This is a genomic window from Allobosea sp. NPDC055332, assembly GCF_053645455.1.
In genome coordinates, this window is the sequence record NZ_JBSHMO010000003.1 from 862,792 (window position 1) to 878,990 (window position 16,199).

At 66.1% G+C, this 16,199-nt stretch carries 14 protein-coding genes; 5 read left to right on the forward strand and 9 right to left on the reverse strand.

Annotated elements, in window-relative coordinates:
- The first annotated feature begins 6 nt into the window (after positions 1-6).
- From phnE to ACWIGM_RS20375, 4 genes are all read left to right on the forward strand, one after another.
- Positions 7-810 (forward strand): phosphonate ABC transporter, permease protein PhnE, encoded by an 804-nt coding sequence (gene phnE, locus ACWIGM_RS20360; RefSeq protein WP_454027762.1) that lies wholly within the window; start codon positions 7-9, stop codon positions 808-810.
- 25 nt (positions 811-835) lie between these two features.
- The gene (gene phnA / locus ACWIGM_RS20365) at positions 836-2,089 is read left to right on the forward strand and encodes a phosphonoacetate hydrolase (protein ID WP_454027763.1); all 1,254 of its coding nucleotides are present in this window, start codon (positions 836-838) and stop codon (positions 2,087-2,089) included.
- Positions 2,090-2,091: 2 nt separating this feature from the next.
- Positions 2,092-3,543, forward strand: coding sequence for a phosphonoacetaldehyde dehydrogenase (gene phnY, locus ACWIGM_RS20370; RefSeq protein ID WP_454027764.1), 1,452 nt, complete (start codon positions 2,092-2,094; stop codon positions 3,541-3,543).
- Between the two features lie 118 nt (positions 3,544-3,661).
- Positions 3,662-4,402, forward strand: coding sequence for a metallophosphoesterase family protein (locus ACWIGM_RS20375; protein WP_454027765.1), 741 nt, complete (start codon positions 3,662-3,664; stop codon positions 4,400-4,402).
- A 65-nt stretch (positions 4,403-4,467) separates the two neighbouring features.
- On the opposite strand, the gene ACWIGM_RS20380 is transcribed toward ACWIGM_RS20375, so the two are convergent.
- The 9 genes from ACWIGM_RS20380 to ACWIGM_RS20420 are packed head-to-tail and all read right to left on the reverse strand — an operon-like array spanning position 4,468 to position 13,779.
- On the reverse strand, positions 4,468-5,136 hold the full coding sequence (locus ACWIGM_RS20380; protein ID WP_454027766.1) for a TetR/AcrR family transcriptional regulator: 669 nt from the start codon (positions 5,134-5,136) through the stop codon (positions 4,468-4,470).
- Between the two features lie 7 nt (positions 5,137-5,143).
- Positions 5,144-6,325, reverse strand: coding sequence for a beta-ketothiolase BktB (gene bktB, locus ACWIGM_RS20385; protein ID WP_454027767.1), 1,182 nt, complete (start codon positions 6,323-6,325; stop codon positions 5,144-5,146).
- Positions 6,326-6,336: 11 nt separating this feature from the next.
- Positions 6,337-8,160, reverse strand: a complete 1,824-nt coding sequence (locus ACWIGM_RS20390) for an AMP-dependent synthetase/ligase (RefSeq protein WP_454027768.1) — start codon at positions 8,158-8,160, stop codon at positions 6,337-6,339.
- An 11-nt stretch (positions 8,161-8,171) separates the two neighbouring features.
- Positions 8,172-8,981 (reverse strand): ABC transporter ATP-binding protein, encoded by an 810-nt coding sequence (locus ACWIGM_RS20395; RefSeq protein ID WP_454027769.1) that lies wholly within the window; start codon positions 8,979-8,981, stop codon positions 8,172-8,174.
- A 30-nt stretch (positions 8,982-9,011) separates the two neighbouring features.
- Complete coding sequence (locus tag ACWIGM_RS20400; RefSeq protein ID WP_454027770.1) at positions 9,012-10,196, reverse strand: ABC transporter substrate-binding protein; 1,185 nt, start codon at positions 10,194-10,196, stop codon at positions 9,012-9,014.
- A 54-nt stretch (positions 10,197-10,250) separates the two neighbouring features.
- Positions 10,251-11,291, reverse strand: coding sequence for a branched-chain amino acid ABC transporter permease (locus ACWIGM_RS20405; RefSeq protein ID WP_454027771.1), 1,041 nt, complete (start codon positions 11,289-11,291; stop codon positions 10,251-10,253).
- 4 nt (positions 11,292-11,295) lie between these two features.
- On the reverse strand, positions 11,296-12,174 hold the full coding sequence (locus ACWIGM_RS20410; RefSeq protein ID WP_454027772.1) for a branched-chain amino acid ABC transporter permease: 879 nt from the start codon (positions 12,172-12,174) through the stop codon (positions 11,296-11,298).
- Positions 12,174-12,989: an ABC transporter ATP-binding protein gene (locus ACWIGM_RS20415; protein ID WP_454027773.1), complete on the reverse strand. Its 816-nt coding sequence runs from the start codon at positions 12,987-12,989 to the stop codon at positions 12,174-12,176. Before ACWIGM_RS20415 ends, ACWIGM_RS20410 begins: the two co-directional genes overlap by 1 nt.
- A gap of 1 nt (position 12,990) precedes the next feature.
- Positions 12,991-13,779, reverse strand: coding sequence for an enoyl-CoA hydratase/isomerase family protein (locus tag ACWIGM_RS20420; RefSeq protein WP_454027774.1), 789 nt, complete (start codon positions 13,777-13,779; stop codon positions 12,991-12,993).
- 417 nt (positions 13,780-14,196) lie between these two features.
- Between ACWIGM_RS20420 and ACWIGM_RS20425 the strand changes: the two genes are divergently transcribed.
- The gene (locus ACWIGM_RS20425; RefSeq protein ID WP_454027775.1) at positions 14,197-16,146 is read left to right on the forward strand and encodes a PrkA family serine protein kinase; all 1,950 of its coding nucleotides are present in this window, start codon (positions 14,197-14,199) and stop codon (positions 16,144-16,146) included.
- Positions 16,147-16,199: the final 53 nt, after the last annotated feature.

A 16,199-nucleotide genomic window follows, 5' to 3' on the forward strand; every position in this document is an offset into this window, starting at 1 on the left:
AAGCACATGTCGTTCGGAACGCTGCAACTCGTCATCCGCCCGCCGCAGGGACGCTTCGGCTGGTGGGGCGTCGGCTTGGTCACGCTCGCCGCAATGGTCTTCCTGTGGTGGGCGGCGGTCGGCTCCCAGATCAACGCCAACAACCTCTGGAACGGCATCCCCTATATGTGGGACTTCCTCGTCCGGATGGTGCCGCCCAATCCGGAATTCCTCGAGCGGCTCTGGCGGCCGGCGCTGGAGAGCCTGCAGGTCGCGGTCTGGGGCACCTTGCTCGGCGTCGTCATTGCCCTGCCGGTCTGCTTCTTCGCGGCACGCAATTTGAGCCCGAGCCCGGTCGTCTTCCACGCGACGCGGCAATTGCTCAACTGCATGCGCGGCATCAACGAGATCATCCTGGCGCTGATCTTCGTCGCCGCCATCGGCCTCGGCCCCTTCGCCGGCGTGCTGGCGCTCGCCATCCATGGCGCCGGCATGCTCGGCAAATTCTTCGCCGAGGCGATGGAGGATATCGACGAGGGGCCGCTGGAGGCTTTCCGCTCGGCAGGAGTCGGCCCGTTCAAGACCTTCTTCTTCGGCGTGCTGCCGCAGGTCCTGCCGGCCTGGCTCGGGACGATCTTCTACCGGCTCGAGACCAATGTCCGCCAGTCGACCGTGCTCGGCATGGTCGGGGCCGGCGGCATCGGCTTCGAACTCGTCTCCTCGATGAAGCTCTTCAAATACCAGGACACCGCGACCTGCATCCTCGTGATCCTCGCCATGGTCCTGATCGCCGACCTGGTCTCGTCCCGCGTCCGCGCCCTGATCCGCTGATCGGCGCCGACCCAAGGAGTTCGTCATGAACATGCATTCGAAGCTTGGCGCGGATGTCGTCGCCAATGGGCGCAGCTATGCCCGCCCGCAGCGCCCGACGGTGGTGATCTGCATGGACGGCTCGGAGCCGGCCTATATCGAGGCGGCGAGCGCCAAGGGGCTGACCCCGCATCTCGACAGGATCATGCGAACGGGCGCGAGCACTCACGCCTATTCAGTGATCCCGAGCTTCACCAACCCCAACAACCTCTCGATCATCACCGGCCGCCCGCCGGCGATCCATGGTATCGCCGGCAACTTCTTCTACGACCGCGAGGCCAGGGAAGAGGTGATGATGAACGATGCCCGCTTCCTGCGCGCGCCGACCATCCTCGCCGAGTTTCAGAAGGCCGGCCTCAAGGTCGCGATGGTCACCGCCAAGGACAAGCTGCGCACCCTGCTCGGCAAGGGGCTCGATTTCAGCAGCGGCTCGGCAATCGCCTTCTCCTCAGAAAAGGCCGACAAGGCGAACAAGGCGGAAAACGGCATCGAGAAGGTGCTGGATTTCGTCGGCATGCCGGTGCCGTCGGTCTATTCGGCCGATCTCTCCGAGTTCGTCTTCGCCGCCGGCGTCAAGCTGCTCGAGAGCTTCAAGCCGGACCTGATGTATCTCTCGACCACCGACTATGTGCAGCACAAGGCGGCGCCGGGCTCGGAGATGGCCGACAGCTTCTACGCCATGTTCGACGGGTATGTCGGCAAGCTCGACGCGCTCGGCTGCACGCTCGTCATCACCGCCGACCACGGCATGAACGACAAGCACCTGGCCAATGGCGAGCCGGATGTCATCTATCTGCAGAGCCTGATGGACGAGTGGTACGGCAAGGGCACCATGCGGGTGATCCTGCCGATCACCGACCCCTATGTCGTCCATCACGGCGCGCTCGGCTCCTTCGCCACGGTCTACCTGCCCGAGGGCGTCAGCCAGGAAGAGGTCGCCGCCCGCATCTCCGGCGTCGACGGTATCGCCCTGGCGGTGACCGCGGCCGAGGCCTGCGAGCGCTTCGAGCTGCCGGCCGACCGGATCGGCGACGTCGTCGCGATCTCGACCCGGCAGAAGGTGATCGGCACCTCACCCGACAGGCACGACCTCTCCGGTCTGACCGAGCCGCTGCGCTCGCATGGCGGCATCACCGAGCAGCGCGTGCCGATGATCGCCAACCGGCCGATCACCGTCCCGGAGGGGCGAACCTTGCGCAATTTCGACGTCTTCGACGTCGCCCTGAACCTGGTGCACTGACGATGAACGCGACCGTGAAGCCGCCGGTGCGGCGCGAGGCGATGCGCATCGCCGGCAAGCTCGTCTCGACCGAGGACATGGTCGAGGTCAGGAACCCCTATGACGACAGCGTCGTCGGGCTGATCCCGGCCGCCCGTCCCGAGCATGTCCGCGAGGCCTTCGCCAAGGCCAAGGCGTTCAAGCCCAAGCTTTCCCGCTATGAGCGCCAGCGCATCCTGCAGAAGACGGCCGAACTCCTGTTCGCACGCAAGGAAGACTTCGCCCGGCTGATCACCGCCGAGGCCGGCCTGTGCTGGAAGGACTCGCTCTATGAGGCCAGCCGCGCCTACGACGTCTGGTCCTTTGCGGCCCAGCTCACCATCAAGGACGATGGCGAGATGTTCTCCTGTGACATCTCGCCGAACGGCAAGGCCCGCAAGATCTTCACGACGCGCCAGCCGCTGCTCGGGGTGATCTCGGCGATCACCCCGTTCAACCACCCGCTCAACATGGTCAGCCACAAGCTGGCGCCGGCGATCGCGACCAATAACCGCCTCGTGCTGAAGCCGACGGAACTCACCCCGCTGACGGCGCTGGCGCTGGCCGACGTGCTCTACGAGGCCGGGTTGCCGCCGGAGATGCTCTCGGTGGTCACCGGCAATCCCTCGACCATGGGCGATGCGATGATCACCGATCCCGATGCGGATCTGGTGACCTTCACCGGCTCGGTTCGGGTCGGCAAGCACATCGCCGCGACCGCCGGCTACAAGCGCATCGTGCTCGAACTCGGCGGCAACGACCCGCTGATCGTCATGGAGGACGCCGATCTCGACAAGGCGGCCGAGCTTGCCGTCGCCGGCGCGACCAAGAACTCGGGCCAGCGCTGCACGGCGGTGAAGCGCATCCTGGTGGTCGAGAGCGTCGCCGACGCCTTCTCCAGGCTGGTGGTCGATAAGGCGAAGGCGCTGAGATGCGGCGATCCGATGGACCCGGCGACCGATGTCGGCACCGTCATCAACGCCCGCTCGGCCGCGCTCTTCCAGGCTCGCGTCGACGATGCGGTGACGAAGGGCGCCGAAGTTCTCTACGGCAAGCGGGCGGAAGGAGCCCTGTTCCATCCGACTGTGGTCGACAAGGTCCCCTACACCTGCGAGCTCGTGCATGAGGAGACCTTCGGCCCGGTCATCCCGATCATCAGGGTGCCCGACGACATCGCCAAGGTCATCGCGATCTCGAATTCGACTGCCTATGGCCTGTCTTCCGGCATCTGCACCAACCGCTTCGACTACATCCAGCGCTTCGTCGCCGAGCTCGAGGTCGGTACGGTCAATCTCTGGGAGGTCCCGGGCTACCGGATCGAGATGTCGCCCTTCGGTGGCATCAAGGACTCCGGCCTCGGCTACAAGGAGGGCGTCGTCGAGGCGATGAAGTCCTTCACCAACGTCAAGACCTGGTCCCTGCCCTGGGCGGCGTGACCCTCTCGGCCGGGTCGATCCCGAAAAGCACGACGTCCCGGGTCTTGGCGCGAAACTCGGGACGCGCCATCACAAGATTGGCCGGCGCAAGACCGGCTGCAGATTCGGGATTTCCGACATGCGGTTAGGCGTCATCGCTGATGTACACGGCAACCTGCCGGCTCTCGAGGCCGTGCTGTCCAAACTCGCCGGGCTGCCCATCGATCGGATCGTCAATCTCGGCGACTGCGCCTCGGGTCCGCTCTGGCCGGCGGAGACCGTCCGGCTCCTGCGCGCCAGCACGATGAGCCATGTCCGCGGCAATCATGACCGGGCGCTCGGCGCGGCCTCTCCGGACGGACTCGGCGCCTCCGACAGCTTCGCCTGGCGAGACCTCGACGCCGAGGCCCGCGATTGGCTGGCAGCCCTTCCGTTCGAGCTCGAGGTCGGCAAGGCGCGCTGCTTTCATGCCAGCCCGAAGGACGACGACACCTATCTCCTCGACGAGATCGAAGGCGGCCGCCTGGTCGCCGCCCGCCCCGAGACGGTCGAGGCGCTGATCGGCACGGCCGGCTCCGCCGTGGTCCTATGCGGGCACAGCCATCAGCCGCGCCTGCTGCGGCTCGACAACGGCATTGTCGTCATCAATCCTGGCAGCGTCGGCAATCCGGCCTATAACGCCACGCAGCCAAGCCATCATGTCTCGGAAAGCGGTTCTCCCTACGCTCGTTTCGCTGTTGTCACGATGGCAGATGCAATCGAAATCGAGCACCACGCGGTCGCCTATGACTGGAATGGTGCAGCCCGGCGCGCAGAAGCCAATGGCCGGACCGATTGGGCCCATGCCTTGCGAACCGGGCGGTCGCTGCCTTCGCAATAGAGCAGTCGCTATGCGCCACTAGCCGGCGTCGGTACACCGTCCGAAAGCAGGCAGGAGCCTGGCACTCATTCGGCAGCGTCGGAGCCGCCAGAGTGGAAACGGCACTCCGGCCCGAGACTGCTCGCCCCGATGCCGTTGACGAAGAGGCCGATCGTCTCGCGGGCGATGTGCTCGACCGAGAGCGGCCCGGCCGGATCGTGCCAGCGCGCGATCCAGCTCAGCGCGCCAGCAGCAGCGAAAGCGAGCAGCTTGGGATCGCAGGAGCGGATCGAGCCGTCGGCGATGCCGGCTTCGATCAGCCCGCGGAAGCGCTTGTCGATCTTGCCCTTGAGCGCGCGCAATTCCTTGCGCGTCTCGGCCGGCAGAGGATCCTCGCCGACGAGGATGAGACAGCGCCCGAAATCCTCGGTAACAATATGGGCGTATTCGGTCCAAAGCACGATCAACCGCTCGAGCCCACTGCCACCGCTACGCCTCGCCTGCGCCGAGGCAGCGGCGGCGTCGAGCCGCTCCAGTCCGATGCGCACGCATTCGAACAGAATCTCGTCCTTGCTGCGGACATAGTGATAGATCGTCGGCTTGGTGACGTTCAGGCGCTCGGCGACATCGTCGAGCGAGGTGCGGTGGAAGCCTCGCTCGGCAAAGGCCTGCGCCGCGACGCGCAGCACGGCCTCACGCTTCAGGGCACGCTCGTGCTCGCGCTCAGCCGGCGTCTTCCAGAGGGCTGCCGCCATGGCCCGATCAGGCCCGCTCGATCGCGAGCGCGATGCCCTGGCCGCCGCCGATGCACATCGTCACCAGCCCGTAGCGGCCACCGGTGCGCTTCAGCTCATAGGCCGCCTTCAAGGTGATGATCGCGCCGGTCGCGCCGACCGGATGGCCGAGCGCGATCGCGCCGCCATTCGGATTGACCTTGGCCGGGTCGAAGCCGAGCTCCTTGGCGACCGCGCAGGCCTGAGCGGCGAAGGCCTCGTTCGACTCGATCACGTCGAAATCTTTCAATGACAGCCCCGTGCGCTTGAGTAGCGCCTGCACCGCCGGCACCGGGCCGATGCCCATCACCCCCGGCTCGACGCCGGCATGGGCGTAGCCGACGATGCGCGCCAGGATCGGCTTACCCTCGCGACTGGCCCGGCCTTCCTCCATCAGCACCACGGCGGCGGCGCCGTCATTGATGCCCGAGGCATTGCCCGGCGTGACCGTGCCGTCCTTCTTGAAGGTCGGACGCAGGCCCTTCAGCGTCTCCACCGTCGTGCCGGGCTTGGGATGCTCGTCGGTGTCGAAGCTGATCGTGTCGCGGCCCTTGCGGACCTCGACCGGCAGGATCTGCTCGTGGAAGCGACCGGCATTGATCGCCTCGGCGGCGCGGCGTTGGCTCTCGGCGGCGAAGGCGTCCTGCGCCTCGCGATCGATACCGTAGCGCTCGGCGACATTCTCGGCAGTGATGCCCATGATGCCGTTGCCGAACGGGTCGGTCAGGATACCGGTCAGATGGTCGGAGGCGACGGTGTCGCCCATGCGCTGGCCGAAACGGGCGGTCGAGAGCAGATGTGGCGCGCGGCTCATCGTCTCCGCGCCGCCGGCAACGGCAGTGTCGCAATCGCCCAGCATGATTGACTGGGCCGCGGAGACGATTGCCTGCACGCCGGAGCCGCAGAGGCGGTTCAGCGTCATTGCCGGCACCTCGACCGGGATGCCGGCGTCGATCGCGGCGATGCGGGCGAGATAGGCGTCCTTGGATTCGGTCAGGATGACGTTGCCGAACACGACATGCTCGACCTCTGAGGCCGGCAGCTCGGCCCGGCGCAGCGCCTCGGCGACGCAAGCTGCGCCGAGCGCGGTCGGGGCATGGCCGGAGAGCGCTCCGCCGAAGGTTCCGATCGCAGTGCGCACGCCCGCGGTGATGACGACATGTCGGCTCATGATGGTTCTCCTCAAACGGGTTCGGCCTGCCGCTCGGGCTTGTACAGCCCTTCGATCTCGGCGGCGTATTTCTTCGCGATGCTGGCTCGCCGCACCTTCATCGTCGCGGTGACCTCGTCATCGTCATGGTCGAGTTCCTTGACGAGCAGGTGGAAGCGCTTGAGCTGGGCCACCGGCGCGAGCTGGCTGTTTGCCTGCTCGATCTCGGCTGCGACCAGCTCGCGCACGCGCTGATGTTCGGCGAGGCTGCGGAAATGGGTGAAGGCGATGCGGTTCTCCTCAGCCCATTTGCCGACGGTCTCGGCGTCGATCTGGATCAGGGCGGAGGGGTAGCGGCGCCCGTCGGCAACGACGATGCACTCCTTGATAAAGGCGCTGCCCTTCACCGTGTTCTCGATCTCGGACGGGCTGAGGTTCTTGCCGCCGGCGGTGATCATGATGTCCTTGAGACGATCGACGATCCGGACCTGGCCAGCCTCGATCACGGCGACGTCGCCGGTGTGGAGCCAGCCTTCACGCAGCACGTCTTGCGTCGCTTCCGGATTGCGGAAATAGCCCTCGAAGACGATGTCGCCGCGCAGCAGGAGCTCGCCATGGTCGCCGAGCTTGAGCTCGGTGCCGGCGACGGCCTCGCCAACTGAAGCAGGCAACAGGTGCTCAAGGCGCTGGCCAACCGACATGCCCGAGGTCTCGGTCAGGCCGTAGACCTCGACGAGAGGCACGCCGAGCGTACGGAAGAACTGCACGATGCGCGGCGGGATCGGGGCGGCGCCGGTCAGCGCCACCTTCGCCTTGCGCAGGCCGATGAAGTTCTGCAGCGCCCGGAAGATGACGAGGTGGTAGAAGCCCGCGATCGCCTTCTCGCGCAGGCTGCGCGCCGCTTTCGGCTTGGTGGCGAAGGGCTCGCAGGCGGCAAGGCCGGCTTCGAACAGGGCCCGGCGCCAGCCGCCGGCCTCCATCAGCTTGATGTGGATCGCGGCGTGCAATTTCTCCCAGATGCGGGGAACGCCGAGGAAAAGCGTCGGCGCAATCTCGCGTAGATCTTCCTGCACGGTGCGGATCGACTCGCCGAAGGAGACGCAGGAGCCTGAATAGATCGGCGCCATCGTGCTCAGCATCTGCTCCGCGACATGGCAGAGCGGCAGATAGGACAGGTTGGTCGTGGTCGCGTCATAGCCGAGCCGCTCGACCACGCCGGCCGCCTGGGCTCGCATGTTGCGATAGCTCAGCATCGCTCCCTTGGGCTTGCCGGTCGAACCGGAGGTGTAGACCATCAGACCGATATCGGCGGAGGTCTGCGCGGCGAGGCAGGCCTCGACCAGGCCGGGGTGCGCGGTCTCATGCTCGGCACCGAGCCGCAGCACCTCGGCGAAGGCGATGACGAGCTCCGAGGCGTAATTGCGCAGGCCCTTGGGGTCGATCACCACGATCCGTTTCAGCCGCGGCAGTTCCTCCAGCCGCTCCAGCACCTTGTCGGTCTGCTCCTGGTCCTCGCAGACCACGATCTCGACCTCGGCATGCCCCAGTACATACGCAACCTCGTTGGCCGGGCTGGTCGCGTAGACGCCGATCGCGACAGCACTGACCATGCCGGCGCCAAGCTGGGCGACGACCCACTCGGCCCGGTTCTCGCAGAGGATACCGACATGGCCGCCTTCGGCGAGGCCGAGCGCGCGCAAGCCGAGGCCAAAATGCCGAGCGCGGCGATCGTAATCCGCCCAGCTGATCGGCAGCCAGATGCCGAAATCCTTCTGCCTGAGCGCGATACGCTCCGGCATGGTCCGCGCATTCTCGCGCAGCATCTGCGGCAGAGTGAGGTTCGGAAGCTCGCGCATCGCCGCCATCCCTACGAGAGCCAGCGCTTGCGGCGCTTGTAGTGCTTGATGTCGCGATAGCTGCGCTCGCCCCCCGCCCCGCCGAGGCCGAGATAGAATTCGCGCACGTCCTGGTCGCGCATCAGCTTCTCGACCGGCCCGTCGATCACGACCTTGCCCATTTCGAGGATGTAGCCGTAGTTCGCCACGGCGAAGGCGACGGCGGCGTTCTGCTCGACCAGCAGCATCGAGACCTTCTGCTCGGCATTGATACGGGCGATGATCGCGAAGATCTCCTCGACCAGCTTGGGCGCAAGGCCGAGCGAGGGCTCGTCGAGCAGGATCAAAGACGGCCGGGCGATCAGCGCCCGCCCGATCGCCAGCATCTGCTGCTCGCCGCCAGAGAGATAGCCGGCGAGCCCTTTCCGGCGCTCGTGCAGCCGCGGAAAGTAGCTGTAGACCAGGTCGAAATCGGCGGCGGGCAACTTGCGCCCGGTCAGCGCGAAAGTCGCGGCGGTGAGGTTCTCCTCGACCGAGAGGTCCTCGAAGATCCGCCGCCCCTCCATGACATGGAAGAGGCCGCGCCGGACGAGGCCGTGCGGGCTCAAGGCGGCGACATCGTCGCCGCGGAAGCGGATGGCACCGGCGGTGACGTCGCCATCCTCGAGCGAGAGCAGGTTCGACACCGCCTTGAGCAGCGTCGACTTGCCGGCGCCGTTCGAGCCGAGAAGGGCGACGATCTCGCCCTCCGGCACTTGCAGCGACAGCCCGCGCAGCACCTGCACGGTCCGGTTATAGACCACCTCGACATTGTTGACGTCGAGCACCGCGGGACCGGCCATGACCTCTAGCCTCTCACCTAGCCGCCGCCGTTACAGCTTGATCCAGTCGGAGGCCGGCTGCATCTGCTTGGCCTTGGCGTCGAAGCGGTAGATGCGCCCGACCGGCACGGAATTGCCGGGGATCGAGATCGGCACGCCGAACAGGCCGCCCGTGTCGAAATCCTTGATGCTGTTGAGCCCGGCCTTGAGATTGGCGCCGGTCAGCTCCTTGCCGGCATCGAGCGTGCGCTTGACCGCCTCGGCCATCAGCATGGCGGTGACGAAGCCCTGCAGATAGCCGGTCGACTGATATTCCGGACGCATCTGCCGGATCTTCTCCAGCATCGGCGCGGTGCCTTCCTTGTCGTAATAGTAGCGGTACGGCATCACGCCCATGAAGCCCTCGGCGGCGTCGCCCATGCGCTGCACGGTCGAGTTGTCCATGGTCCAGAACGTGCCCATGAACTGGCTCTTCATGCCCATCTGCTTCGCCTGGGTGACGAATTCCGGGATCGGCGCCAGCACATAGCCGTGGAAGATCGTGAAGTCGGGATTGGCGCGGCGCAGCTTCAGCACCTCGGTCGAGACGTCGACGCTGCCGGGCGGGGTCACGATCTTCTCGACGACGGTGAGCTTCAAATCCTTGGCGACGGCCTCGCTCGGCGCGATCGGATCGCGCCCGAACTCGCTGTCGGAATAGACGAAGGCGACGCGCGCGCCCGGCTTCTCCTTGGCGATGTAGCGCAAGAGGATGCCGAACATCTCGGTGTAGTCGGGCCCGGCCATGAACTGCAGCGGGAACTTCTTGGGATCGTTGAGCTCGGTGGCGAAGGAGGCGCCGGCCATGAGCATGCTGCCGCGGCGCTCGAGCTCGGGATTGATCGTCTTCGAGAAGCCGGTCGAGTCGCCATAGTAGAGCGAGACCTTCTCCTGGCCGGTGATCTTGTTGAAGGCGGCGACCGAGGCATCGACCTTGTAGGCGGTGTCCTCGGCAACATACTTGATCTTGCGGCCCTTGATGCCGCCGCCATCGTTCAGGATCTTGAGATAATCCTGGATGCCGGCATGGATGCCGACGCCGGCGAAGGCGAAGACGCCGGTCAGCGGGATCGAGCCGCCGAGCACGATGTCGCCGCCCTCCTGCGCCGCGAGCGGCCTGACGCCGAGCGCCAACCCGCCGGCGAGCGCCGCGGTGCCGGCCAGGAGCTGGCGCCTGTCGATGAGCTTGTCCGTCATGTCATCCTCCCCAAGGTTTGGCTGCTCTTGCCGGCAACCGTTTCGGCGAAATGCTCAGGTCCTGAACGGCCAGAGATGGAAGAAGCGCCGCAGCCGCCGCCAGATTTCGGCGAGGCCGCGCGGCTCGAAGATCAGGAAGCCGACGATCAGCCCGCCGAAGACGATGGTGCGCACCGGCGCCAGTGCCGCGAGCGCGTCCGGATAGATCGGCGTCGCCCAGTTCGCGACGAACTTGAGCAGTTCCGGCACCAGCGTCATGAAGACCGCGCCGAGGATACCGCCGAGGATCGTGCCCATGCCGCCGACGATGATCGCCGCCAGGTAGAAGATCGAATTGACCAGCGGGAAGCTCTCGGGCGTGACGACGCGGAAGAAATAGGCCCAGAGCCCGCCGGCAAGGCCGGCATAGAAGGACGAGATCGCAAAGCTGGTCAGCTTGTAGCGCAGCAGCGGGATGCCGAGCACTTCGGCCGAGATGTCGCGGTCGCGGATGGCGATGAAGGCGCGCCCGATCCGCGTGCGCAGCAGGTTCGCCGCGCCGAGCACCATCAGGCAGGTCACCGGCATGATCAGCCAGTAGAGCAGGAAGGGCTGGTCGAGGTTGAGGCCGAACAGGCGCGCCGGCGGCATCGACAGGCCGCGCGACTCGCCGGTCAGCGACCAATGCGAGAACAGGAAATGCAGGATGACAGAGGCCGCGATCGTCGCGATGGCGAGATAGAGCCCCTTCACCTTGAGGCTGGGAATGCCGACGAGGACGCCGATCGCCGCCGCGAAACCGGCGCCGATCAACAGGTTGAGCAGGAAGGGCGTGCCGAGCCGGATCTCCAGCACCGCCACCGTATAGGCGCCGACGCTCATGAAGGCGGCCTGGCCGAGGCTCACGAGGCCGGTATAGCCGGTGAGCAGATTGAGCCCCGTCGCGCTCGCGACATTGATTGCGCAGAGGCAGGCGAGGAAGAGCCAGTACGGACTGGCGACGAAGGGAAAAGCGATCGCCCCGAGCGCGAGCAGAATCAGCAGTCCGCGCTGCACGGAGCTGTCGAACAGCGCCTCGTCAGCGGCATAGCTGGTCTTGAGCGTGCCGATCCGCATGGCGCTAGAGCCTCTCGATCTCGTGGGTGCCGAACAGGCCGTAGGGACGGACCATCAGCAGCACGAGCAGCAGTGCGAAGGTGACGACGAGCTTGAACTCGCCGCCGAGAAAAGTGCCGGCGAGCGCCTCGACCAGCCCGATCAGCAGGCCGCCGACCAGCGCACCGGCGATCGAGTCGAGCCCGCCGATGATGACGACGACGAGGACCGAGAGGCCGAACACGCCCATGGTCGGCGAGATCCCGCCGATCGCGCCGACCAGCACGCCGGCGCCGGCGGCGGTGGCGCAGGCGAGGATCCAGGCGATGGAGAAGACGCGGGGAACGTCGATCCCGACCGAATAGGCCGCGCCCTGGTCGGCTGCGGTCGCCTTCAGCGCGACGCCGCCGCGCGAGAAGCGGAACAGCGCGAGGAAGAGCCCGATCACCACCGCTGCCGCGACGAAGCCGATCGCGACCTTGGGTGCGAGATAGGCCTCGCCGATGAAGACCGGCGTCGACGGCATGAATTCGGGCAGGCGCAGCGGATCGGCGCCCCAGCCGAGCTGCACGACGCCGGCCAGGATCGAGCCGAGGCCGATCGTCACCATGAACACCGAGATCGGGCTCTCGCCCAGCATCGGCCGGATCAGAGCGCGCTCGACCAGCCAGCCCAAGACGCCGCCCGCCGCGATCGCGAGCGGCAATGCGAGCCAGGGCGACAGGCCGAGCCCGGCGGCGAAGCCGAGGAAGGCATAGCCGCCGAGCATCAGGATCTCGCCGATGGCGAGGTTGACCACGCTGGTGGCCTTGTAGATCAGCACGAAGGCGACGCCGGTCAGCGCATAGAGCGCGCCGGCGCCGAGGCCGGCCAGGGTGACTTCGAAGAGGAAGAGCGTATCCATCACGCCGCCTCCGCCTTGATCCGGCGCGCGATCGCGCCGACATCGCCGGAGCCGAGATAGGCGGCGATCACGGCCTCGTTGCCCTGGACCTCGCGCGGCGTGCCGCTGGCGATGACCTGGCCGAAATTCAGCACGACGACATGGTCGGAGATGTCCATCACCATGCCCATGTCGTGCTCGACCATCAGGATGGTGACGCCCCATTCCTCTTTCACGTCGAGGATGAAGCGGGCCATGTCCTCGGTCTCCTCGCGGTTCATGCCCGCGACCGGCTCGTCGAGCATCAGGATGCGCGGGCGCATGGCGAGCGCGCGCGCCAGCTCGACGCGCTTCTGCAGACCGTAGGAGAGCGTGCCGACCGAGGCGTTGCGGATGTGCTGGATCTCGAGGAAGTCGATGATGCGCTCCTCGATCTCGGCGCGCAGCTCCAGCTCCTCCTTCTGCGCCCGGCCCCAATAGAACAGCGCGTCGAGCACGCCGGTGCGCATATGGGCGTGGCGGCCGAGCTTGATGTTGTCGAGCACGGTCATGCCGCGGAACAGCGCGATGTTCTGGAAGGTGCGGGCAAGCCCGCGCGCGGCGCGCTGCGGCGCGCGCACGCCTTCAAGGCTTTCGCCGGCGAAGCGGATGCTGCCGGCCTGCGGCCGGTAGAAGCCCGAGATCGTGTTGAAGAGCGAGGTCTTGCCGGCGCCGTTCGGACCGATCACGGCGGTGATGGCGCCCTCGGGCACTTTGAAAGAAACGTCGCTGAGCGCACGCACCCCGCCGAAGGCGAGCGAGACGCCCGAGACCTCCAGAATGGGCGAAGCGGCCATTTCAGCGCCCCTCGAATAGCGGCGGTCGCTTGGCCAGGAAGGCCTGCGCGCCCTCCCGGAAGTCTGCCGTGCGCGTGCCGGCGAGGAAAGCCTCGCGTTCGAGATCAAGTTGGGCGGGAAGGTCGTTGCCGAGCGAGCGGCCGACGAGATACTTGATCCGGGCATAGGCCGCCGTCGGGCCCTGCGCGAGCTGGTGCGCCAGCGCCAGCGCCTCGCTCGCCAGATCGGCTGCAGGCACGATCCGGTTGACCAGTCCGAGCGCCTGCGCCTCGGCCACGTCAACCGACTCGGCCAGCAAGGCGAGCTCGAGCGCCTTGCGCTCACCGACCAAGCGCGGCAGCCGATAGGTCGCCGAGCCATCTGGGGAAGCGCCGATGCGGGAATAGGCCATGGTGAAGACGGCGTCGTCAGCCGCGATGCAGAGGTCGCAGGCCAAAGCGAGGCTGAAGCCCGCCCCAGCGACCGGCCCCTGCACGGCGGTGAGCGTCGGCAGCTTCAACGCGTCGAGCGCACGCAAGGCAGCATGAAATGGGTCGATGATCGCCTCGACCGCGGCGGCCGGGTCTTCCCCCGCGAAGCTGGCGACATCGCCACCGGCGCAGAAGGCCCGCCCCTCCCCGCGCAGCAGCAGAACTCGCGCCGTGCCGTCTTGCTCGATCCGTGCGACGGCATCCGCAAGGCTTCGCGCCATCTGCGCGTCGATCGCGTTGAGCACGCGCGGACGGTTGAGCGTGACGATGGCGACGGCCTGCTCGATCGTGAGCAGCACCGGGCTCCCGGCCTGGTCCATGACGTTCCCCTCGAGCCCGCGATCGTTCCGCCGCGGTGTCGCTCGTCTACTTGGTATTAATGACCTTACTCATGAGTAAGGCGAAAGCGGGCGAGATGCGCTATGTGCAATTGCGCACGACTGGAATTGTCAAAACGGAACAGGCGGTCAAATTGTCGCGCGGTCGGCCTCCGCGCCGGCAGCGCTGGCGCCAGGGAATGCAAGCCTGTCATCAGGGTCGGACTGCTCGTCTGTCGAAAAAAAGGGCGGGATGGCGCTACATCCGGCTGAGTAGCGCTTGGTTACCGGTCGCCACAGCACGTCCATTGTCGCATAATGCGCGGGCGAGGACGGCCGTTGTGCAGGAACTTGCGAGGCCGTCGTCGGTTGATTGTGGGGGCTGTCGCCGACGGCTCCGGCTGCCGCGGGATGGCTACCATGAGCGAGAAAGCCAGCGAGATATTCCGCCTGTTCTCTGAGGATTACCGTAGTTATTCGCAGGAAGAGATGAGCTTGCAGGAATACCTGCTGGCTTGCCGCGAAGACAAGTCGATGTATGCCTCCGCCGCCGAGCGGATGCTCGACGCGATCGGCAAACCGAAATTGTTCGATACCAGCCAGGACGAGCGCCTCGGCCGGATCTTTTCCAACCGGACGATCAAGATGTACCCCTCCTTCGCCGATTTCTTCGGCATGGAGGATACGGTCGAGCGGATCGCCGGCTATTTCCGCTACGCATCGCAGGGCCTGGAGGAGCGCAAGCAGATCCTCTATCTGCTCGGCCCCGTCGGCGGCGGCAAGTCGTCGCTGGCCGAGCAGCTCAAGAAGCTGATGGAGGAGCGTCCCTTCTACACGCTCAAGATCGGCGGCCGGATCAGCCCGGTCTTCGAATCGCCGCTCGGCCTGTTCCGCCCGGACCGCATGGGCGACCTCTTCGAGGACAAGTATGGCATAGCGCGGCGGCGGCTGACCGGCCTGATCTCGCCCTGGGCGGCGAAACGGCTCGACGAGCTCTCCGGCGACATCTCCAAGTTCAGCGTCGTCAAGCTGACCCCTTCACGCCTGCGTCAGATCGGCATCGCCAAGACCGAACCGGGCGACGAGAACAATCAGGATGTCTCGACGCTGGTCGGCAAGGTCGATATCCGCCAGCTCGAAAACTTCAGCCAATCGGACCCGGACGCCTATTCCTACAGCGGCGGGCTGAACCGGACGACGCAGGGCCTGCTCGAGTTCGTCGAGATGTTCAAGGCGCCGATCAAGGTGCTGCATCCGCTGCTGACCGCGACCCAGGAGGGCAGCTACAACGGCACCGAGAACTTCGGCGCCTTCCCCTATCAGGGCATCGTCCTGGCGCACTCCAACGAGTCCGAATGGCTCCAGTTCAAGAACAACCGGAACAACGAGGCCTTCCTCGACCGCATCCTGGTGATCAAGGTGCCCTATTGCCTGCGCATCACCGAGGAGCGGCAGATCTACGAGAAGCTGCTGCGAGATAGCGAGCTGGCCGGCAGCCCCTGCGCGCCGGAGGTACTCGACCTGCTCAGCCGCTTCTCGGTCTCGACCCGGCTGGCCGAATTCGAGAACTCGCCGCTCTACACCAAGATGCGCGTCTATGACGGCGAGAACCTGAAGGAGGTCGAGCCCAAGGCCAAGGCGATCCAGGAATATCGCGACGCCGCCGGGGTCGACGAGGGCATGACCGGCGTCAGCACGCGCTTCGCCTTCAAGATCCTCTCACAGACATTCAATTACGACACCGAGGAACTCGCCGCCGACCCCGTGCACCTGATGTACATCCTCGAAGGTGCGATCAAGCGCGAGCAGTTCCCCAAGGAGACCGAAGCGGCCTATCTCGACTTCATCAAGTCGGAGCTGGCGACGCGTTATGCCGAGTTCATCGGGCACGAGATCCAGAAGGCCTATCTGGAGTCCTACGGCGAATACGGCCAGAACCTGTTCGACCGCTACATCGCCTATGCCGACGCCTGGGTCGAGGATCAGGACTACAAGGACCCCGATACCGGCCAGATCCTCAACCGGCAGGTCCTGGACAACGAGTTGTCGCAGATCGAGAAGCCGGCCGGCATCGCCAACCCCAAGGACTTCCGCAACGAGGTCGTGAAGTTCACCTTGCGCGCGCGGGCCAGGAACAACGGCCGCAACCCGTCCTGGACCAGCTATGAGAAGCTGCGCGAGGTGATCGAGAAGCGGATGTTCGGCCAGGTCGAGGACCTGCTGCCGGTGATCAGCTTCGGCTCGAAGCAGGACAGCGTGACCGAGAAGCGCCATCACGGCTTCGTGCAGCGCATGGTCGAGCGCGGCTATACCGAGCGCCAGGTGCGGCGTCTGGTCGATTGGTACATGCGCGTCAACAAGGCGGGCTAGAGCATCGGCCCGAAAAGTGGAGTGCGGTTTTCGGACTAAGCCGATGCAAAGCT